This is a genomic window from Alistipes sp. UBA6068 (genome assembly GCF_949428155.1).
GTDB classification, from domain to species: Bacteria; Bacteroidota; Bacteroidia; order Bacteroidales; family Rikenellaceae; genus Alistipes; species Alistipes muris.
This window is the reverse complement of the sequence record NZ_CASQFS010000008.1, coordinates 17,544-39,019: the sequence shown is the minus strand read 5'-3', so window position 1 is coordinate 39,019 and position 21,476 is coordinate 17,544. Positions and strand designations below refer to the sequence as shown.

Annotated in this window: 15 protein-coding genes; 14 read left to right on the top strand and 1 reads right to left on the bottom strand. The window is 61.3% G+C overall.

Going from position 1 to position 21,476, the window contains the following annotated elements; all coding sequences use genetic code 11:
- The first annotated feature begins 4 nt into the window (after positions 1–4).
- The 5 genes from QVG21_RS06035 to QVG21_RS06015 all read left to right on the top strand — a co-directional run bounded on the left by QVG21_RS06035 (position 5) and on the right by QVG21_RS06015 (position 6,236).
- Positions 5–1,336 (top strand): alpha-amylase family glycosyl hydrolase, encoded by a 1,332-nt coding sequence (locus QVG21_RS06035; protein ID WP_287923063.1) that lies wholly within the window; start codon positions 5–7, stop codon positions 1,334–1,336.
- Between the two features lie 105 nt (positions 1,337–1,441).
- A complete protein-coding gene (locus QVG21_RS06030) occupies positions 1,442–2,716 on the top strand; it encodes an alpha-amylase family glycosyl hydrolase (RefSeq protein WP_287923061.1) in 1,275 nt (424 codons plus the stop codon).
- A 5-nt stretch (positions 2,717–2,721) separates the two neighbouring features.
- A complete protein-coding gene (locus QVG21_RS06025; RefSeq protein ID WP_287923059.1) occupies positions 2,722–4,626 on the top strand; it encodes a glycoside hydrolase family 13 protein in 1,905 nt (634 codons plus the stop codon).
- 81 nt (positions 4,627–4,707) lie between these two features.
- Positions 4,708–5,619: a TPM domain-containing protein gene (locus tag QVG21_RS06020; protein WP_287923057.1), complete on the top strand. Its 912-nt coding sequence runs from the start codon at positions 4,708–4,710 to the stop codon at positions 5,617–5,619.
- A 32-nt stretch (positions 5,620–5,651) separates the two neighbouring features.
- A complete protein-coding gene (locus QVG21_RS06015; RefSeq protein WP_287923055.1) occupies positions 5,652–6,236 on the top strand; it encodes a LemA family protein in 585 nt (194 codons plus the stop codon).
- A gap of 37 nt (positions 6,237–6,273) precedes the next feature.
- On the opposite strand, the gene QVG21_RS06010 is transcribed toward QVG21_RS06015, so the two are convergent.
- Complete coding sequence (locus QVG21_RS06010) at positions 6,274–8,643, bottom strand: TonB-dependent receptor (RefSeq protein WP_287923053.1); 2,370 nt, start codon at positions 8,641–8,643, stop codon at positions 6,274–6,276.
- Between the two features lie 282 nt (positions 8,644–8,925).
- On the opposite strand from QVG21_RS06010, the gene QVG21_RS06005 reads away from it, so the two are divergent.
- From QVG21_RS06005 to QVG21_RS05965, 9 genes are all read left to right on the top strand, one after another.
- The gene (locus tag QVG21_RS06005) at positions 8,926–9,669 is read left to right on the top strand and encodes a lysophospholipid acyltransferase family protein (RefSeq protein WP_287923051.1); all 744 of its coding nucleotides are present in this window, start codon (positions 8,926–8,928) and stop codon (positions 9,667–9,669) included.
- A gap of 79 nt (positions 9,670–9,748) precedes the next feature.
- Positions 9,749–11,623 carry a DNA topoisomerase IV subunit B gene (locus QVG21_RS06000; protein WP_287923049.1) on the top strand — a complete coding sequence of 625 codons (1,875 nt, stop codon included), beginning with the start codon at positions 9,749–9,751 and terminating at the stop codon, positions 11,621–11,623.
- 23 nt (positions 11,624–11,646) lie between these two features.
- The gene (locus QVG21_RS05995; RefSeq protein WP_287923048.1) at positions 11,647–14,502 is read left to right on the top strand and encodes a DNA gyrase/topoisomerase IV subunit A; all 2,856 of its coding nucleotides are present in this window, start codon (positions 11,647–11,649) and stop codon (positions 14,500–14,502) included.
- 12 nt (positions 14,503–14,514) lie between these two features.
- The gene (locus tag QVG21_RS05990; RefSeq protein WP_287923047.1) at positions 14,515–15,042 is read left to right on the top strand and encodes a shikimate kinase; all 528 of its coding nucleotides are present in this window, start codon (positions 14,515–14,517) and stop codon (positions 15,040–15,042) included.
- A 130-nt stretch (positions 15,043–15,172) separates the two neighbouring features.
- Positions 15,173–15,949 carry a glutamate racemase gene (gene murI, locus QVG21_RS05985; RefSeq protein ID WP_287923046.1) on the top strand — a complete coding sequence of 259 codons (777 nt, stop codon included), beginning with the start codon at positions 15,173–15,175 and terminating at the stop codon, positions 15,947–15,949.
- A gap of 85 nt (positions 15,950–16,034) precedes the next feature.
- Positions 16,035–18,896, top strand: a complete 2,862-nt coding sequence (locus tag QVG21_RS05980; RefSeq protein ID WP_287923044.1) for an FtsK/SpoIIIE family DNA translocase — start codon at positions 16,035–16,037, stop codon at positions 18,894–18,896.
- A gap of 67 nt (positions 18,897–18,963) precedes the next feature.
- A complete protein-coding gene (locus tag QVG21_RS05975) occupies positions 18,964–19,575 on the top strand; it encodes a LolA family protein (protein WP_287923042.1) in 612 nt (203 codons plus the stop codon).
- 366 nt (positions 19,576–19,941) lie between these two features.
- Entirely contained in the window at positions 19,942–20,469 is a 528-nt protein-coding gene (locus tag QVG21_RS05970) for a hypothetical protein (RefSeq protein ID WP_251214863.1), read from the top strand.
- Between the two features lie 2 nt (positions 20,470–20,471).
- A complete protein-coding gene (locus QVG21_RS05965) occupies positions 20,472–21,428 on the top strand; it encodes a YajG family lipoprotein (protein WP_287923041.1) in 957 nt (318 codons plus the stop codon).
- Positions 21,429–21,476 lie beyond the last annotated feature (48 nt).

The window sequence follows — 21,476 nt, the reverse complement described above, 5'->3', positions numbered from 1 at the left end:
GACTATGAAACGACTTTTCAACCTGCTGTTCGCGGCGCTGCTTCTGGCCGCTTCCTGCACTTCCCGTCCCCAGGCTCCTGCCGAGTGGGCCGGCAGCACCGTACTCTACGAAATGAACGTGCGCCAGTTCACCCCCGAGGGCACTTTCGCCGCCGCCGAACGGCAGCTGCCCCGCCTGCGCGAGCTGGGCGTCGACATCGTGTGGCTCATGCCCGTCTATCCCATCGGCGAAAAGGGCCGCAAGGGGTCGCTGGGTTCCTACTACGCCATCCGCGACTACCGCGCCATCAACCCCGAGTTCGGTACGATGGCCGATTTCGAGCGGTTCCTCGACCGCGCCCACAAGCTGGGCATGCGCGTCATCCTCGACTATGTGGCCAACCACACCTCGCCCGACCATGCGTGGGTGACGGAGATGCCCTCCGAGTGGTACGTGCGCGATTCGACCGGAGTTCCCGTCGTACAGTACGACTGGACCGACATAGCCAAGCTCAACTACGCCACGCCCGCCGTGCGCGAGGCTATGTTCGACGTGCTGAAGTTCTGGACCGACAAGGGCGTCGACGGCTTCCGCTGCGATGCCGCCAAGGAGATGCCCGACGACTTCTGGACCGATGCTTTCGTGCGCCTGCGCGCCGTGCGCCCCGATCTGTTCCTGCTGGCCGAGGCCGAGGGTCCGCAGTTCCATGCCGACGGCTTCGACGCCACCTATGCCTGGGAGCTGCACCATCTGCTCAACGCCATCGCCCGGGGCGACAAGTCGGCCGCCGATCTGCGTGCATACCTTCAGGCCGATAGCGAGCGTTACCCCGCCTCGGCTCACCGGATGATGTTCACCTCCAACCACGACGAAAATTCGTGGGCCGGCACCGAGTTCGAGCGCATGGGCGATGCCGCCGCAACGATGGCCGCGCTGACCTACGTGTTGCCGCAGAGCCTGCCGCTCATCTACACCGGCCAGGAAATCGGCTACGACCATCGGTTCGCTTTCTTCGAGAAAGACCCCGTCCCGGCGTGGGAGCCCAACCGGTGGACGGCGTTCTATACGAAGCTTAATGCCCTGCGTCATGACAATCCCGCGTTGGCAAGCGGTGCCGCTGGCGGCGAAATGGCTTACATGGGCGGTGCCGTCAGCGATTTGATGGCCTTCACACGTACGGCGGGCGACAACAAGGTGGTCTGCTTGTTCAACCTCTCGGCCAGGCAGCAGCCCGTCATTCCGACCGTCGAGGTCGGCGGCGAGTACACCGACGCCATGACCGGAGCGAAACGCACGATCGTCCCCGGCGAGGAGTTCGCCCTCGGTCCGTGGGAATACCTGATATTGGTCAATTAAAAATGAAAAATTAAGAATTAAAAATCGCGATGCCGCTCCGAATTTCGTATATCCCAGGGCGACAAAAACGATTTTTAATTCTTAATTTTTAATTCTCGATTTTTTATGCTGCATCCCGATTGGAGTTACCGTTCCGTCCTTTATGAAATGAACGTGCGCCAGCTCACCCACGAGGGTACGTTGCGCGCGGCCGCCGCCCGGCTCGCTTTTCTGCGCGACCTGGGCATCGACGCCGTGTGGCTCATGCCCGTCTATCCCATCGGCGAGGAGGGCCGCAAGGGGTCGTTGGGGTCGTACTATTCGATTCGCGATTACTGCGCCGTCAACTCCGAGTTGGGGACTTTGGAGGATTTCGACGCGTTCGTGACCGAGGCGCACAGGCTCGGCATGAAGGTGTTGTTGGACTGGGTGGCCAATCATACCGCGCGCGATGCCCGTTGGATTACGGAGCACCCCGATTTCTACGTCTACGACGACCAGGGGCGTCCCGCCGTGCCGTGGGACTGGACCGATACGGCCAAGCTCGACTATTCCAACCCCGCGGTGTGGGATGCGCAGGCCGAAGCGATGGAATTCTGGTTGCGGGAACATCATGTCGACGGTTTCCGCTGCGACATGGCCATGCTGGTGCCCGTGGAGTTCTGGAACACCACCGTCCGGCGGCTCAGGCGGACGAAGCCCGACCTTTTCATGCTCGCCGAGGCCGAGGAGACCAACCTCTTCGAGGAGGGGGCGTTCGACGCCTGCTATGCGTGGGAAATGCACCACCTGATGGTCGACGTGGCGCAGCAGCGAACCCGCGTCACCGCGTTGCGCGACTACATCTATGCCGACCGCGAGCGTTATCCCCGTTCGGCCATGCGGCTGGCTTTCACCTCGAACCACGACGAGAATTCGTGGTCGGGTTCGGAGTTCGACCGCTTCGGCGACGCCCGCGAGGCGATGGCCGTCTTCTCGTTCGTCGTGCCGCGCGGCCTGCCGCTCGTCTACACCGGGCAGGAGGTCGGTTACGACCATGCGTTCGCCTTTTTCGACCGCGACCCCATTCCGGTCTACGAGCTCAACGGCTTCACCCGTTTCTATCGGCGTCTCACAAAGTTGCGGCACGAAAACGCCGCCTTGGCGGCCGGGGAGACGGGCGGCGAGATGGTCGAAATCCGCAACAACGCCGAGGATTGCCTGATGACGCTGGTGCGTGAGACGCCCGACAACCGCGTCGTCGCCATCATGAACCTGTCGCCCTATGCCATCCGCGCCGAGTACGCCACCGGTATCTACGCCGGACGCTACACCGACGCGATGACCGGGGCCGAATATAACCTTCCGGAGTGGGTCGCCGAGGACATGGCGCCCTGGAGTTACCGGATTCTGACCCGATAAAACTTATGAAACTTCTTCGTTTTCTCATATTTCTGGTGTGTATGGCGGCGATTTCCTGCAACAGCGTTCCGCAGTTCGACCCCCGGTCGGTCGGCGATGCCGGGGCCCGCGTGGCCCGCGTCGAGCCCCTTTCGTGGTGGGTGGGCATGCGTACGCCGCTCCAGCTGCTCGTCAACGGCGAGCGCATCGCCGAATGCGCCGTCCGCGTCGAGGGACCGCAGGGCGTGCGCGTCGCTGGCGTCCACAAGGCCGACAGCCCGAATTACCTGTTCGTCGACATAGAGGTCGATGCCAAAGCGGTTCCCGGTACCCGTTACTTGGTCTTTTCGCGCGGCGGGGAGAGCTTCAAGGTCGCTTACGAGTTCGCCGCGCGCCGCGACGGTTCGGCCGACCGCAGGAGCTTCACCACGGCCGATATGATTTACCTGCTGATGCCCGACCGTTTCGCCAACGGCGACCCTTCGATAGATTCGACGCCCGACACGGCCGAGCAGGCCGACCGCAGCGCTTTCTTCGGACGGCACGGCGGTGACTTGCAGGGGATGATCGACCGCCTCGACTATATCGCCGGGCTGGGTGCCACGGCCGTCTGGGCCACGCCCTTGCTGCTCGACAACGAGCCCGCCGCGTCGTACCACGGCTACGCCTGCGCCGACTACTACCGCATCGACCCGCGTTTCGGTACGAACGACCTCTACCGCGACTATGCGGCCGCCTGCCACCGCCGCGGGCTCAAGGTCATCATGGACATCGTGACGAACCATTGCGGCGCGGCCCATTGGTGGATGGCCGACCTGCCCTTCGCCGATTGGGTGCACCGTTTCCCCGAGTACACGCAGACCAACAACCTCTTTTCGGCCAACATGGACCCCAACGCTTCGCAGTACGACCTGCGGGTGCAGGAGGGCGGTTGGTTCGACCGCATGATGCCCGACATGAACCTCGACAATCCGTTCCTGCTGCGCTATTTCCAGCAGTGGGCCGTGTGGTGGGTCGAGTTCGCCGACCTCGACGGGTTGCGCGTCGATACCTATCCCTACAACGAAAAGGGCCCCATGAGCGAGTGGTGCGCCGCCGTGCTGCGTGAGTATCCCAATCTCAATATCGTCGGCGAGTGCTGGACGGCCGACGTGCCCCAGCTCGCCTATTGGCAGGGCGGCAACCCCAACCGCGATGGCTTCGATTCGCACCTGCCGTCCATCATGGACTTTCCCCTGCGCGATGCCATCTGCGCCGCGCTGCCCTCCGATTCGCTCCGTTGGGGCGAGGGAATGATTCGGGTCTACAACGCCTTGTCCGACGACTTCGTCTACCACGACCTTTCGCGCATGATGATTTTCGCGGGCAACCACGACACCGAGCGCGTGGCCGACTTGGTGCGCGGCGACGTCGGGCGGGCCAAAATCGCCATGACCTTGCTGGCTACGATGCGCGGCATCCCTCAGATCTTCGCGGGCGACGAGCTGCTGTTCCGCTCCGCCGACCTCTCGCAGGGCCACGGCGGACTGCGCGTCGACTTCCCCGGCGGCTGGGCCGGCGATGCGGTCGATCTGTTCGACCCTGCACAGCGCAAGGGGGCCGCGGCCGAGCTTTACGAGCACACGAGCCGCCTGTTCAACTGGCGCAAGACCAAGCCCGTCATCCATTCAGGGCGGACGCTCCATTTCGCCGCGCGCGACAACACCTATGCCTATTTCCGTTACGACGATACCGATGCTGTTTTCGTCTTCGTCAACAATTCGCGTGGCCGCAAGGCGGTGCCATGGTCGCACTACGCCGAAATCGCGCAGTCGCTCTCCGTGCAGGGGCGCGACGTGCTGACCGGAGAGCAGGTCACGGTGAGCGATTCTACCTTCGTTCCGGCACGCTCGGCGTTGGTGGTCGAATTTCGCCGCAACGGACGCAAATAGGCCGTCCGGTCGCGGTTCTTGTTAAAAAGCGTCCGTTCGGGGCGCTTTTTTTGCAGGGTTTTTCGTATCTTCGCTCAGAATATGAAACGTTTTATCCTTATAGTGCTGCTGGCGGCCGTCTCCGCGACGGTCGGCGCGCGTACGTGGAAGCCCGGCGAGGTGCCCAACGTGCAGCTTGCCGACAGGACCCGCTATGTCTCCAACCCCGACGGAATTCTTTCGGACGAGGCTGTGGCCCGGATCGATTCGGTGTGTGCCGCGCTGCGGGCGCAGGGGCTTGCGCAGGTGGCTGTGGCGGCGCTCGACGACATCGAGGGCGGCGACCCCTTTACCTTCGCCATGCAGCTGTTCGGCAGTTGGGGCGTGGGTCGCAAGGATGTCGACAACGGACTGGGGATTTTGCTAGTCGAGCGCCTGCACGAAATCCGTTTCGTCACAGGACCGGGCCTGGAGGGCGTCTTGCCCGATGCCCTCTGCAAGCGGATTCAGCTCAATTTCATGCTGCCTTATTTCCGCGAGGACAACTACGACGCAGGCATGGTGGCGGGGGTCGAGGCCGTGGCCGAATTGCTTCGTAACGGTGAGCTCGACTTCGGCCCCGAGCCGGAGGAGGAAGAATTGCCGCTTTGGCTGACTTTGTTGATTCTCTGCACTCTTGGGGGAATGCTTGTGTTGGTGCTGGTCTTGCTTGACAGCCAAAGCAGGCGTTGTCCCCGGTGCAGGAAACGCACGCTGGAGCTGCGCGACAAACAGGTGCTGTCCGTCACGCCGCGTTACGAGCAGATCGAATATACGTTCGTCTGCTCCAATTGCGGCAAGGTCGTCAAGCGCAGCGTCCGCAATTCGCGCGGCAACGGTTTCGGCAGCGGGCCTTTCATCGGCGGTTTCGGCGGAGGGCTCGGCGGCGGCTTCGGAAGCGGAGCGGGCGGTTCGTTCGGAGGTGGTTTCGGCGGCGGTTCGTTCGGCGGGGGCGGCGCAGGTTCAAGGTGGTAGGCAATATAGAATACACAAATACGATAAGCGCAATGAAAAAATGGATTTGGATTGCCGTGGCGGCCGTGGTCGTGCTCGGCGCATTCTGGTTTTACCGGACTTACAACGGTTTCGTCCGCATGGACGAGGAGGTGAAAACCGCCTGGGCGCAGGTCGAGACGCAGTACCAGCGCCGTTCGGACCTGATTCCCAACTTGGTCAATACGGTCAAGGGCTATGCCGCCCACGAGCGTGAAACGCTCGAAGGGGTGGTCGAGGCCCGTGCCAAGGCTACGTCGGTCAATCTTTCGGTCGACGAGCTCACGCCCGAGACCATGGCCCGGTTCCAGCAGGCGCAGGAGGGTGTGCGTTCGGCTTTGGGCCGGCTGCTCGTGGTCGCCGAGCGTTATCCCGACCTCAAGGCCAACCAGAATTTCCAGGAGTTGCAGGCGCAGTTGGAGGGCACCGAAAACCGCATCGCCGTGGCACGCGAGCGTTTCAATACGACGGTTCGGGGTTACAACGTTGCCGTGCGCAGGTTCCCCGCCGTCATCGTCGCTAGGATGTTCGGTTTCGGCGAGAAGCCTTACTTCACGGCCGATGCCGCCGCCGCACAGGCGCCCGTCGTGGAGTTTTAGGCGCGGTCGCCCGACAGGTTCCAGCCGTCTGTAATTGTTACAGACGGCTTTTTTCTTCGGCCGAGCCTGCTTCCACGTTTCGGTGGCGGAACGCCTTGCCCGTTCGGAAGCGATAGCTCAGCGACAGTTGGTAGGTGCGGCTGTTCCAGGTTTGGACGGCGTCGACATGGCGCACGAAGCCGTCGCCACGGGCTCCGATTTTCTGAACCGGTGGGGCTATGGGGTTGCGGACCGTGAAAGCAACCGTGAAATTGTCGCCAAAGCGTTTCTTGATGCCTGCGTCGGTGAAGTGCATCTCTTCGACCCAGCAGTTGCCCAGCACCACGCGGCTCTGGTAGCGGTAGGAGAGGTCGATGTAGAACTTCGCCGGGAGCGTGAAGGTCATCGAGGCGCTCGCGTAGCCGAAATTGTAGTGTTCTTCGGGGCTGTTCCGGCCGATGCGCTGGCCTTGGCGGATGTAGGTTCCGTTGAGGTTGACCGACCACCAGCGGGTCGGCTGCAGCGGGATGCTGGCCGAAGCGTAGTAGCTTTTCGTCGTGTCGAAGTTGACCCACACGATTTGCAGCATGTCGGGGTTGGTCGGGTCGGGCTGTATGGTCTGCTGGATTTCGTCGGTCTGGACCGTCACGCCGCCCGTGAGCGTATATTTGTGGGCCAGCACCAGGGTCAGGCTTACATCGTGTTTGTAGGAGGGTTCGAGTTCCGGGTTGCCCGTCTGATAGGTGTAGTCCGAAATCTGCACGCGCTGCGGATTGAGACACCAGAAGCGCGGCCGTCCGATGGTGCGGGCATACTGGCCGATGAGCGAGTAGGCGCCGTCGCGGGTGAGCGCATAGGAGACGCTGGCGTTGGGGAAGAGCGAAAAATAGTCCTGCCGGGTGCCGTCGTTCTTGCCCGCCGTGCGGGTGTATTCGCCGCGCAGTCCGGCCACCGCGCTCCAGCGGCCGAGATTCGCCGCAATAATGCCGTAGACCGCCGCGATATGTTCCGTGTAGTCGAGCCGGAAGCTGTGGGCCTCGTCGCGCAGCCATGTTTCGGCCGGGCGGTATTCGTAGAGCGCATGGTTGCGCATGTCGTTGTAGGTGTACTTGGCTCCGGTCCGCAGCGTCCATTTCGGGCCGAAATGCTTGTCGAGGGCCAGCGAGGCGGTCGCAACGTTGTAGTGCGCCGTTGAGCGGTTGCGGTAGAGCGAATCGAGCGTGCCGCCGGGCGAGGCGATGCGGCTGGAATTGTCGTTGCCCGAATCCGAGGTGCGGAGGTTGTAGTCGGCCAGCAGCTTGAGGGTCGAGCCCGCGGTGTCGAGCTTGAAGATGTAGTTGAACGTCGCCGAAAGGTTGTTCTGCCGGTTGTGGGCGTCGTAGCGGCTCTCGGTGCGGGTCGGGATGCCGGCGGCCGTGAAATCGGTGTGGGTGTCGTTGATGCCCGGTTCGTTGGTGCGCCAGTAGTCGGCTTCGAGCCCGATGCTGTGCTTCGGGGTCAGTTCGCAGATGCCGCCCGCCTTGAATCCGTAGTTGCGCGGACGCTCTTTGGTGCGCGAGTGCGATTCGAGCCGGGTGTCGCCTGCCGTATAGCGGGTCAGTTCGTCGGAGAGGAACGTGGCGTTTTGCAGATGGCCCCAGGCATTGGCGTAGAAGTCGAAGCGTTCCGAATGGTGGTTGACGCTGGCTTGCGGCTTCAGCCCATGGCTCCATTCGCCCGCTTGGGCGGCCAGCGATACCGAGCCTTCGGTGCCCTGTTCGCGGCGCTTGCGGAGGGTGATGCGGATGACGCCGCCCGACGAATCGGCGTCGTAGTCGGCCCCGGCCATCGGGATGACCTCGATTTTCTGGATGTCTTCGGCCCGCAGCGATTGGAGGTAGCTCAGCAGCTGGTCGGGTTCCATGCGCAGTTCGCGGTCGTTGACGTAGACTTTCGAGCCCGATTTGCCGTTGATCGAAATCTTGTCGCCGTCCATCCAGATGCCCGGTGCCAGCTTGAGCGCTTCGATGCCGTCCCGGCCGAGCATCGCCGGAGTGTTGGCTACGTCGACCACGAAGCGGTCGGCTTCGCGGCGGATAAGCTGGGCGCTTACCACCACGTCGTCGATTTGCGTGGCGGCGGCGCTGAGTGTCAGGTCGCCCAGGTCGGTCGGCGATTCGATGCGCACTTCGCGTTCCAGCGGCTCGAATCCAATGAACCGGATGGAGAGGGTGTAGTCGCCCGCCGGAACTTTCAGCGCGAAGCGGCCCTCGGTGTCGGTCGCCGTGCCTGCGGTTTGCTGCCCGTCCTGCAACAGAACCACCGTCGCGAATTCCACGGCGTCGCCCTGCTGTGTCACCACACGGCCCGTGGCAGGGTAGTTTTGCGCCCCGAGGGCCCGCAGAACGGTCATTATTACAATCACGATGAAGGCGGCCAGTTTTTTCATATCTTTTGTTGTTGATTATTTTCTGTTCGTTATATCTCGACAGTGCAAAGATATGATAAAATAATTATACTATGCAATACAAAGTACTTGATTTTTGCGAAAATTTTCGATACCTATTTATATAAAGTTAATTAATCGGTGCCGTTGTTCGTCGGGGCGGGGGCCTGCCGCTCTTCGGGCATGTGCGGGAAATTACGAGAAAACGCGGCGGCCCGGCGGTTATTCCGGGAAAAATTCCTACTTTTGCACGATATTGAACCGAACTTCCTTTGCCCGAACGTTATGTTGAGTGCTTTATATTATCTGTTTCTGGTGGCTCTGTGCACGGTCTTCATGCTTTTGTCGGCCGTCGCGCTGGTCGTATGCTGGCCGTTCGACAAGGCGCGCCGCGCGGTCCACGAACTTTCGCGCGTGTTGGTCCGCATCTTCTTTTTCATTCCGCCGTTCTGGCGGCAGCGGGTCATCGGCCGCGAGTACGCCGACCGGAGCAAAAGCTATGTCATCGTGCTGAACCACAACACGGTAATCGACATCCCGGCGCTTTACTGCATCCCGCTCAATTTCCGGTGGGTTTCCAAGCGCGAGATTTTCAAGGTGCCTTTCTTCGGGCAGTTCCTCGTGCTGCACGGTGACATCTGCATAGACCGCGGGCGTGCCGCCGAAGCCAAGGAGCAGATGGTGTGCGAGGGGTGCAAATGGATTCGCCGCGGCGCTTCGGTGGCGGTGTTCCCCGAGGGTACGCGTTCCAAGGACGGCGAGATACACCGTTTCAAAACCGGGGCTTTCGCCTTGGCCAAGGAGGCCGGGGTGGGGATTCTGCCCGTGGTGCTGGACGGGACTGCTACGCTCATCAGGAAGAATTTCCTTTTCAACTGGCGCAACCGCATCACCGTGCGCGTGTTGCCGCCCGTCGAAGCCGCGGCGGTCGCCGCAACCGAGGTCCACGAGCTGGCACAGCAGGTCTACGACGACATGGCGGCCGCCCTGGCGGAAATTAAAAATGAAAAATTAAAAATGAAAAATTGAATTTCGCCCTATCCCGGTCGGTTCCGGTTGGTCGGGTCTCGATTTTTAATTCTTCATTCTTAATTTTTAATTCGATATTATGGCAGATTTACTTACCAATAATTCCCCCGAAAACTACGGCGACGACGCCATCGTGACCCTTTCGCCGCGCGAGCACATCCGCCTGCGGCCCGGTATGTATATCGGTAAGCTGGGCGACGGTTCGCAGGCCGACGACGGTATCTACGTCCTCATCAAGGAGGTGGTCGACAACTCCGTCGACGAGTTCATCATGGGCGCCGGGCACCAGGTCGACATCACCATCGAGGACCGTGTCGTGACGGTCCGCGACTACGGGCGCGGCATCCCCCTCAAGTCGCTTTCGGCGGCCGTCTCCGAAATGAATACGGGTGGCAAGTACGGCGGTTCGGCGTTCAAGAAGACCGTGGGTCTCAACGGCGTCGGCGTCAAGGCCGTCAACATGCTTTCGTCCGAGTTCGAGGCCCGGTCGGTGCGCGACGGCGAGGCCCGCACCGTCACCTTCGCCAAGGGGTTGGAGCAGAGCGACCGCTGGGAGTCGGGCGTCGGCGAGCCCAACGGTACGCTGATTCGGTTCCGGGTCGACGAGGAGGTGTTCGGTCCCTACGATTACAACCTCGAATACGTCGAGCAGCTCGTCCGCAACTATACCTACCTCAATCTGGGGCTCACGTTCAATTTCAACGGCACGGCCTACGTCTCCAAGAACGGTCTGCTGGACCTCTTGAACGAGAACATGACCGAGGACCCGCTCTATGCCCCGGTCCATCTGTCGGGCGACGACATCGAGATTGCCATCACCCACGGCACGGGCTACGGCGAGAATTACTATTCGTTCGTCAACGGCCAGTACACTTCGCAGGGCGGTACCCACCAGGCGGCGTTCCGCGAGGCCATCGCCAAGACCGTCAAGGAGTTTTTCCGCAAGGACTACGACCCGCTCGACATCCGCACCTCCATCATCGCCGCCATTTCGGTCAAGGTCACCGACCCCGTCTTCGAGTCGCAGACCAAAATCAAGCTCGGTTCCAAGGAGATAGAGCCCGGGGTTTCGATGCGCAACTTCGTTATGGATTTCCTCACCAAGCACCTCGACGACTATCTCCACAAGCACCCCGAGACGGCGCAGATTCTTCAGAAGAAAATCGTCGAGAACGAGAAGGAGCGCAAGGCCATTTCGGGCATCCAGAAAAAGGCGCGCGAGACCGCCAAAAAGGTGTCGCTCAACAACCGCAAGCTGCGCGACTGCAAGATTCACCGCACCGACAAGAGCGAGTTGGCCGAGCGGTCGATGATTTTCATCACCGAGGGCAATTCGGCGTCGGGTTCCATCACCAAGTCGCGCGACGTGCGTACGCAGGCCGTTTTCTCGCTGCGCGGCAAGCCGCTCAACTGCTTCGGGCTCACCAAGAAGGTGGTCTACGAAAACGAGGAGTTCAACCTCTTGCAGGCGGCGCTCAACATCGAGGAGGAGATCGACAACCTGCGTTACGAAAAGGTCGTCATCGCCACCGATGCCGATGTCGACGGCATGCACATCCGGTTGCTCATTACCACGTTCTTCCTCCAGTTCTTTCCCGACGTCATCCGCCGCGGCCACCTCTATATCTTGCAGACCCCGCTGTTCCGCGTCCGTAACAAGAAGGAGACCCATTATTGTTATTCGGAGGAGGAGCGGCTCAAGGCGCTCAAGCAGTGCGGCGCCAACGCCGAAATCACGCGTTTCAAAGGTCTGGGCGAGATTTCGCCCGACGAGTTCCGCGAATTCATCGGCGAGGGGATGCGGCTCGACCGGGTGCGCATCACCAAGGACGACCCCATCCACGACCTGCTGGAGTTCTACATGGGCAAGAACACCTTCGAGCGGCAGGGCTTCATCATCGACAACCTGCGCATCGAGGAAGACCTCGTGGAGGAAGACCTGATGATTAATTAAGAATTCACCATAATTCAGAATTGATGTCTCAAGATAAAGATAGAATCCATCCCGAAGAGGAGTTCAACGGGGAGCCCGCGGCGTCCGGAACCGTCGGCGACGGGGCTGCCGAAGCACCCGCCGGCGCATCCGATGCGGACGATGCCGAAGCGCCTGCCGCCCCGGCCAGGAGCGGCAAGTACGACCGTCTGACGCAGGAGGAGGGCGGGGTGCGCAAGCTCACGGGCATGTACAAGAACTGGTTTCTCGATTACGCATCGTATGTCATCCTCGAACGTGCCGTACCCCATGTCGAGGACGGTCTGAAGCCCGTGCAGCGGCGTATTCTCCACGCCATGAAGACCGTCGACGACGGCCGCTACAACAAGGTGGCCAACATCGTCGGGCAGACCATGCAGTACCATCCCCACGGCGACGCTTCCATCAAGGATGCCCTCGTGCAGCTGGGGCAGAAAGAGCTGCTGATAGACTGCCAGGGCAACTGGGGCAACATCCTCACGGGCGACGAGGCCGCCGCAGGCCGTTACATCGAGGCGCGTCTGTCGAAATTCGCCCTCGACGTGGTCTTCAACAAGAAGACCACCGAGTGGATGCGTTCCTACGACGGCCGCAACGAGGAGCCTGTGACGCTGCCCATCAAGTTCCCGCTGCTGTTGGCCCAGGGGTCGGACGGCATCGCTGTGGGCTTGGCGTCGAAGATTCTGCCGCACAACTTCAACGAGCTTATCGACGCCTGCATCGCCCATCTGGAGGGGCGCGACTTCGAGCTCTATCCCGATTTCCCCACGGGCGGCACGGCCGACGTGAGCCGTTACAACGACGGTCTGCGGGGCGGGGCGGTCAAGGTTCGGGCGCGCATCTCGAAAATCGACAAGCGCACCCTCGCCATCACCGAAATACCCTATACCACCACCACCGAATCCATCAAGGAGTCGATTATCAAGGCCAACGAAAAGGGCAAAATCAAGATCCGCAAGGTCGACGACAACACGGCCGACAAGGTCGAAATCGTCATCCAGGTGGCTCCCGACGAATCGTCGGACAAGACCATCGACGCGCTCTACGCCTTTACCGACTGCGAGGTCTCCATCTCGCCCAACGCCTGCGTCATCTGGGAGGAGAAGCCCCATTTCCTCGGGGTGCGGGAGATTCTGCGCCGTTCGGCCGACCACACCAAGTGGCTCTTGGGCCGCGAGCTCGAAATCCGGCTCGGCGAGCTGAACGAGGCTTGGCACGCTGCGTCGCTCGAACGCATCTTCATCGAAAACAAGCTCTACCAGCTTATCGAGGGGTGCAAGACCCGCGAAGCGGCCTATGCCGCTGTCGACAAGGGGCTGGCGCCGTTCAAGAAGCTGCTGCGCCGCGAGGTGACCATCGACGACGTGCAGCGGCTCACCGAACTGCGATTCATCCGCATTTCGCGCTACGACACCGAAAAGGCCGACAACGAGATCAAGCAGATCGAGGAGCAGATAGCGCAGACCAAGCACGACATCGAGCACCTCACGGCCTACGCCGTGGCCTACTACCGCCGCATCCGCGAGAAATACGGCGCCGGCCACGAACGCCGCACCGAACTGCGCGAGTTCGATTCCATCGAGGCTACGAAAGTCGCCGTCACGAACGCCAAGCTCTACGTCGACCGTGCCGAGGGTTTCTTCGGCATCGGCAAGTCGATGAAGGACGCCGAGTTCGTCTGCGACTGCTCGGACATCGACGACGTCATCGTCTTCACCAAGGACGGCCGCTACGTCATCACCAAGGTCTCGGACAAGGCGTTCTTCGACAAGGGCATCTACTACATCGGCGTCTTCAAGCGCAACGACGAGCGGACCATCTACAACGTGCTCTACCGCGACGGCCGCAACGGTCCGATTCTGATGAAGCGCTGCGCCATCAAGTCCGTCACGCGCGACAAGGAGTACGACATGACCAAGGGGACGCCGCGCAGCGAGATTCTCTACATGTCGGTCAACCCCAACGGCGAGGCCGAGGTGCTGAAGGTCTACTTCAAGCCCCGTCCGCGGCTCAAGAAGGTGATCGTCGACCTCGATTTCTCGACCCTCGCCATCAAGGGGCGCCAGAGCCAGGGCAACCTCTTCTCGCGCTACGGCATCCACAAAATCGTCTTGAAGGAGCGCGGCGTCTCGACGCTCGGCGGCCAGAGCGTCTGGTTCGACGAGGACGTGCGGCGGCTCAACGCCGACGGGCGCGGCAAGCTCCTCGGCGAGTTCAAGGGCGACGACAAGCTGATTGTCTGGACCTCCAGGAACCAATATTATATTACCGGTTACGACCTCGCCCAGCACTTCCCCGACGAGACCGTGCGCGTCGACCGCTTCGAGGCCGGACGCGTTTACAGCGTCTGCTACTTCGACCGCGCGCAGGGTTATTATTATATGAAGCGTTTCACGGCCGAAGCCACCGACAAGTTGCAGTTCTTCCTCGACGAGGAGGGGCAGTCCGACTTCGTCTGCGTCACCGACCGCGCGGGCGCCCGCCTGGAGATAACCTACAAGGGGGCCCATGCTTCGCGCCCGGCCGACGAAATCGACGTCGACGGGTTCGTGGGGGTCAAGAGCCACCGCGCCAAGGGCAAGCGGCTGACTACTTTCGAGGTCGCGTCGCTGCGGTTCATCGAGCCCGCGCTTCCTCCGCAGCCCGAACCCGGGCCGGACGACGAGGAGACGGCCGCGGCGGATTTCGACCTTGCCGAAGATGCCGGGCTTGCCGGTGAGGGGCCGGAAGATTCCGAGGTTTCGGCGCCGCAGGCCGGTGCTGCACAGGCGTCGGTCTCCGACGAAGTGGCTTTCGAGGTCGAACGGCCCCGCGGCGATGCCGACGAGGTGATCGACCCCGAGCAGTTGGATTTGTTCTGACTTCCGACGGTTATGCGTCCGCTTTTCTTGGTCGGGTACATGGGTTGCGGCAAGAGCACCCTTGCGCGCAAGATTGCGCGGCGGCTCGGCGTGGAGGCGGTCGATACCGACCGGGCGGTGGAGGAGCGGGAGGGGGCGACCGTCGCCGACATCTTCCGCTACGAGGGCGAGCAGCGTTTCCGCGAGGTCGAGCGCGAAGTGCTCGAACGGCTGATCGCCGACCCCGCGACGAGGGTGGTTTCCACGGGCGGAGGGCTTCCGCTGTGGCGCGACAACATGGCCCGGATGAACGAAGCCGGAACAACGGTCTACCTGCGGCGCTCCGCCGAGCAGATCGCGCGGCGCCTTTCGCCCTACGGACGGCAGAAGCGGCCCCGCCTGCGGGGTTTGTCTGACGGCGAGTTGGTCGGCTTCATGGCCCGCGACATCGCCGAGCGCGAACCCTGCTATGCACAGGCCCGGTGGGTGTTCGACTGCGACGCCTTGTCGGACGACGAAGTGGCGGAAAACATATTAAGCAAAATTAAAAATGAAAAATGAAGAATGAAAAATCGGCCCCGGCGGCGTTTCGGACTTCATCGGCAGGGTCCCCGGTTCTGGCTGGTACGTTCTGCGGATTCCGACCCTTGCGGCCGAAAGATTTTTAATTTTTCATTCTCGATTTTTAATTATGAATAGCGCTCCCATAGCCATCTACGATTCGGGGCTGGGCGGTCTGACCGTCTGGCGCGAGGTGCGGCGTGCGCTGCCCGGCGAATCGCTCCTCTACCTGGGCGACGGTAAGAACTGCCCCTACGGGTCGCGGCCGCGCGAGGAGATTGTCCGGCTCGCTGACGAGGCGGTCGCCGCGTTGGTCGCCCGGGGGTGCAAGCTCGTGGTCGTCGCCTGCAATACCGCTACGGCCGCCGCCATCGACTTCCTGCGCGGGAAATACGCTCCCATGCCCATCGTCGGTATGGAGCCTGCCGTCAAGCCCGCCTGTCTGGCCACCCGCAGCGGGGTGGTGGGGGTGCTGGCCACCGAGCGCAGTCTCGACGGCGACTTGTTCCGCCGCACGGCCGCGCTCTACGGCAGGGGCATCGAGGTCGTCACGGCTCCCGGCCGGGGATTCGTCGAGTTGGTCGAGAGCGACCGCGAAGCGACGCCCGAAGCCGAGGAGTGTGTGCGCCGGGCCGTCGAGCCCATGTTGGAGCGCGGCGCCGACCAGATTGTGCTGGGGTGTACGCATTATCCGTTCCTGCTGCCCGTGTTGGAGCGCATCGTCGCGGGGCGCGGCGTCTCCATCGTCGACCCGTCGCCCGCCGTCGCCCGGCGCGTCGCCGAGTTGCTCGACCGCTACGGGCTTCGGGCCGCCGCGGACCATGTGCCCGCTTGCGAGTTCCTCACTTTCGCCGACGAAGCCTACCGTTCGCGCCTGGAACTGAAAGCGATGGGTTCGCGCGGCTGATTCCCTCCGGCAGATTTCGGGCGCCGCAGGTCCGGAAATCCGAAAATTTTTGCTACCTTCGCTCGGTCGAATTCTCAGTCAGGTCATGGCATCCCGAAACACCACCACTTCGCCCAATGCACGGCAGCGGGTTCAGCGGAGCAACACCGACAGCATCCGCTGGATCGTCGGCTTGTTGCTGCTCTGCGTCGGGGTGTTCGCCGCCGTGGCGCTCTTTTCTTCGTTTTTTTGTTGGGAGGCCGACCAGAGTATCCTCCGCAAGTCGAGCGAGGAGCCCGAGTTGTTCCGCGAGACGGTCCGCAACTGGTGCGGCGGCACAGGGGCCCGGCTGGGCATCTTGCTGGTCGACCGTTCGCTGGGCGTCTGCGGCATCCTGGTGCCCGTCGTGCTGATGCTCGTGGGCATCCGCATCATCCGCCAGCGCCCCATGCTGCTCAACCACTCGGTGCTCGCGTTGTGCCTGGTCATGATTCTCGGTTCGCTGACCCTGGGTTTCGTGGCCGGAACCCGCGGCAGTCTCTGTTGTTCGACCGGATGGGGCGGTGCTTTCGGCATCGCCGTGGCCGAGTTGCTGAGCGGCCGCATCGGTACTTTCGGAACGGTCATTCTGCTGTTGGTGTGCTGGATTCTGGTCGGCGTTTTCATCAACCGCAATTTCATCAATACGGTCAATTCTGCCGGACAAGCCGTGGTCGGCCGCGGCGAGCGGCTCGTCGAAAGTTTCCGGCAGAAGGTCGCTTCGTCCGCGCAGTCCGACAACGAGGAGTTTTTCTACGATACGCCCCTGCCGCCTGCGCAGCCCGTGCAAACCCCTGCTCCTGCGCAGAATCCTGTGCCGCAGGAGGAGGAACCGTGGTTCGATGTTCCGCAGGAGGAGCCCGCTTACCAGCAGGAGGAAGCCCCCTATACGATTCCGCCGCGCACCGAACCGGTGGCGGCCCGGCGGTATGCCGAACCCGTCTCTGCCGAGCCGCGGCGTGCGTCCGTGGCCGAGATGCCCGAGGAGAGCGACGATCCGTTCACCGAAATCGTGCGCAATGCGCCCGCCGAGCCGGAGGAGGTGCCCGAGGAGCCTGCCGGGCCCGTTCTTGTGGCCGGGGACGATGAGTTCCTCGAATTCGACCTTTCGCGCAAGGGCCGTGTCGTCATGGGCCGTGGCGGATTGGTCGAGCTCGACCAGCCTGCGGTGCCCAAGCCCGTGGTCCACGGACCGTTCACCGAAATAACGATGGCGGCCAAGCAGGCGCCTGCCGCCGAACCGGAGCCCGTCGAGGAGGAGCCGCAGAATCCCGGCGAACCCTACCTTGTGACCGTGCCCAAGACCGCGCAGCCGGTACAGCCTGCGTCGTCCGAAGTTCCGGCCGAGGGAGTGGTGGTCACGGTCGAAACCAACCGCGCCCGGCTGGTCGACGAAAAGGCCATTCCGACCGACAGCTACGACCCGCTCAAGGACCTGATCCACTACCGCAAACCCGCCGTGACGCTGCTCGAAGACTATGTTTCCGATTCGGAGGTAAGCAGCGAAGAGATTTTCGAGAACAAGTCGCGCATCGAGGAGACTCTCAAGTATTTCGGCATCCCTATCCAGCGCATCAAGGCGACGGTGGGCCCCACGGTCACACTCTACGAGATCGTGCAGGCGCAGGGGGTCAAGATTTCCAAAATCCAGGGTCTCGAAAACGACATTGCCCAGAGCCTCAAGGCGTTGGGTATCCGCATCATTGCCCCCATCCCCGGCAAGGGAACCATCGGCATCGAGGTGCCCAACCGCGACAAGCAGGTCGTGTCGATGTATTCGGCCGTGCGGTCGGTGCGTTTCCAGGAGTCCAAGGCCGAGCTCCCGGTGGTCATCGGGCGCACGATTCAGAACGAGAACTACGTGTTCGACCTCGCCAAGATGCCCCACTTGCTCGTCGCGGGTGCTACCGGACAGGGTAAGTCGGTGGGGCTGAACGCTATTATCACGTCGTTGCTCTACCGCAAGCATCCGGCACAGCTCAAGTTCGTGATGATCGACCCCAAGATGGTCGAATTCTCGCTCTACGCCAAGCTCGAACGCCATTTCCTCGCCAAGATGGAGTCGGAGGAGAAGGCCATCATCACCGACCCGATGAAGGCGGTCTACACGCTCAATTCGCTTTGCATCGAGATGGACAACCGTTTGGAGCTGTGCAGCCAGGCCGGAGCGCGCAACATCGTCGAGTACAACGAGAAGTTCACGGCCCGGCGGCTCAATCCCGAGAAAGGCCACCGCTATCTGCCTTACATCGTCGTCATCGTCGACGAGTTCGCCGACCTTATCATGATGGCGCGCGAGGTCGAGCGGCCCGTCATGCGGCTGGCCCAGAAAGCCCGCGCCGTGGGTATCCACCTTATCATCGCCACGCAGCGTCCCGACGTCAAGGTCATTACCGGAGGTATCAAGGCCAATTTCCCGGCCCGTATCGCTTTCCGCGTCATGCAGATGATCGACTCGCGGACCATCATCGACCAGCCCGGCGCCAACCAGCTCATCGGCCGCGGCGACATGCTTTTCTCCAAGGACGGCGAGTTGACGCGTATTCAGTGCGCGTTGGTCGAGACGCGCGAGGTCGAGCGTATCGTCGAGTACATTTCCAAGCAGCAGGGTTATACCGCGCCTTATCTGTTGCCCGACTACGTGCCCGAGGGGGGCGAGAGCGGGATGGGCAGCGAGGAGGCTTCGGCTCCGGTCAAGTACGACGTGCTTTTCGCGGGTATCGCGCGCGGCGCCGTGGAGAGCGGTTCTATTTCCACGTCGATGATCCAGCGCAATTACGAGGTGGGTTTCAACCGCGCCGGGCGTATCATGATGCAGCTCGAACGGGCCGGCATCGTCGGGCGGCAAATCGGCGCCAAGCCCCGCGAAATCCTCTACCACGACCTCCCGTCGCTCGAAGCCAAGTTGCAGGAGCTGGGGGTGTTCTGACCGGATTTTGCCGCTCCGAGCGAATTTTGTCATTCTGAGCGTCAGCGAAGAACCTAATTTTGCACCTATGAAAAAAGCCGTTGTTTGTTTGTTGGGCGTCGTCTGTATGTTGTTGCCGCCGGCCGTGCTGGCGCAGAGCCGGGCTGAAGAGGTCGTGGCGGCGCTCTCGGCGCAGATGCGTGCGCTCGAAGGGTACGAAATCGGTTTCGAGGTGGCGATGGGGGAGTATCGGGGTACGGGTTCTTATTTCGTCTCGGGCGACAGTTATTACCTTGTCATGGGCGATAACGAGGTTTTCGCCGACGGCAGCACCCGTTTCGAGGTCAGCAACAGCCGCAGGGAAATCATCGTCGGAGAGACGGACGCCGCCAGCCGCAGCCTGCTCGACAATCCGGTCCGGGCGTTCGATTTTCTGGACAGCGAATATGTACCCTCGCTGTTGTGGGAGCGCGACGGCGCGACGGCCGTGCAGCTGACACCCGCGGCCGGGAGCGGTGTTCCGACAGGCAATATTACGCTTGTTGTCACGACGGCATCCCTCCGTCCGCAGTCCATCGTCTACGACTTCGACGGCGGGCAGGTTACGGTGCGGATTCTTCGGTTCGGGCCGTTCGCCGGGCCGCTCCGCACTTTCGACCGCGCCGCCTATCCCGACTACGAGTGGATCGACTTCCGGTAAGCAAGCCCGAGGCTTGTCTTACCGAATCGCACGGAAAATTTTGTTTTTTGCCGGCTTTCCTTTATCTTCGTCGAAAATTCATCATTTTTTGCCTATGGAACAATAACATCCGAGGACATATAAACAAAAGGCGTTAGCTTGTATTTCGGGATTCTGAAACTTCCACTTATCACGAATGTCCCCGAAGGAATAAAGTTTGACGCCCATGCTGTATCCCAGCGTGGGCTTTATTCCGTTGTTCGGGGACAAGGTTGTGGAAGACCGCAGAATCCGGCATCTTGCGAAGAAGTCCGCGCTTTTTGTTTGTCCGTATCTTCCGATTCGAGGACTTCGGAAATAATCATCACGAACAAACAAACTCGAAAAATGAAAAAACTTTTAATCTTGGCTTGCTGCGCCGTTTGCCTTGCTTCCTGCGGTTCAATCAAGCGTGTCATCATGCCCCGGGCCGTCAACACGATTGATACGGCTCCGCTGGCCGACCTGAATCTCGAACGTTCGGATTACGAAATTCTCAATACGCTTACAGCCGAGGCCACGGTCGTTTATTCCTACGACAGGGACGGTTCCAAAACCGAAATCGTCGATTCCGACGGCGACTTTTCGATGCAGTTCACGACCGGCAAGTTCGGCCTGGCCTGCAAGCATAGCGGCATTCTGAGACTGGGGTATCTGCAAAACGATTACGCAGGAACGACTACCGACATCACGCAGCCCGAGGTTGTTGTCCGTCGGGTGGCTCTCTATCGACTGGTCAATCTGGCGCGCGAGTACGGCGCCGATGCGGTCATCGAGCCGACCATTTCCACGAATGTCGAGCAGACCGGTACGCGCAGTATCACTTACAAGTCGACCGTTACTGCTAAGATCATCAAACTTAAAACGGACCGTTAGCCATGAAGAAAGTCTTTTGGATTGCGGGTGCCGCCATGCTGCTGGGCTTGGCTTCGTGCGCCTCCGTGAAGAACTTCGTCGCTCCCGGTCCTCGGATCATTAACCTGGCGCTCACGGAGGAGCCGCAGGCCAACCGTTATGTCGAACTCGACTACGGCGTCCGGCTCAACGTGCGCGATGCGCGTTCCAACAGCCGTGTGCTTCAGAAGTACGACGCCAGTGCCACCACGCTTCCGCAGGTGCAGACCGACCCCGAAATCGTATCGTTCGTTTCGGAGAGCACGCGCCGTTATATGCGCACGATGGGTTTCAACCTCGATTCCGACGTTGCGACCGACTACATGCTGACGCTTTCGGTCCGCGAGTTCAACCTCGGTTTCCTTTCGGGAGTGGGTTGGTCGGGTACTGTCCAGCTGAATGTCGAGGTCCACGATCAGGATCGCAAGTTGGTCTATCCCAGCGTTGTGGCCGTAGGCCGTGCCAGCCTCGGCGGCAGCGGCAATGATTTTCTTGCGGGGGCCAGGGCCTTGAATACGGCCTATGCCAATGCGTTGAAGGACATCGACTGGGACCGGATTGCTTTCTTCCTCAAGCGGGCCGCTTCGCCGGCTCTCGAAAAGAACAAGCAGGTGACCGGAGCCGGCAATACGGCGCTCGAATCGACCGTCATCCGGTGGTATGTCGATTCGACGCCCAAGGGTGCCGATGTCTCGACCCGCATCGTTTCGTCGACTTCCGAGGTGAAGAACACCAATCAGAACTACGTGGGTTCTACGCCCTACGAGACCACCGAGACGTTCGACGTCAAGGGGCTGACATTCAATAATTCAGGAAACGTGCAGATCGAGGTCGTCTGCGAGAAGCCGGGTTACATCGCGCAGAAGAAGCGTTTCAATCTGCGGCAGGCCATCGAGCAGAAGGAGATTTCCACCAAGTTCAACCTCGTGAAGGAGGAGTAGCTTTTTCATCCGCCATAAGGTCTGTACGACCTGTCCGCGGTTTTGTTT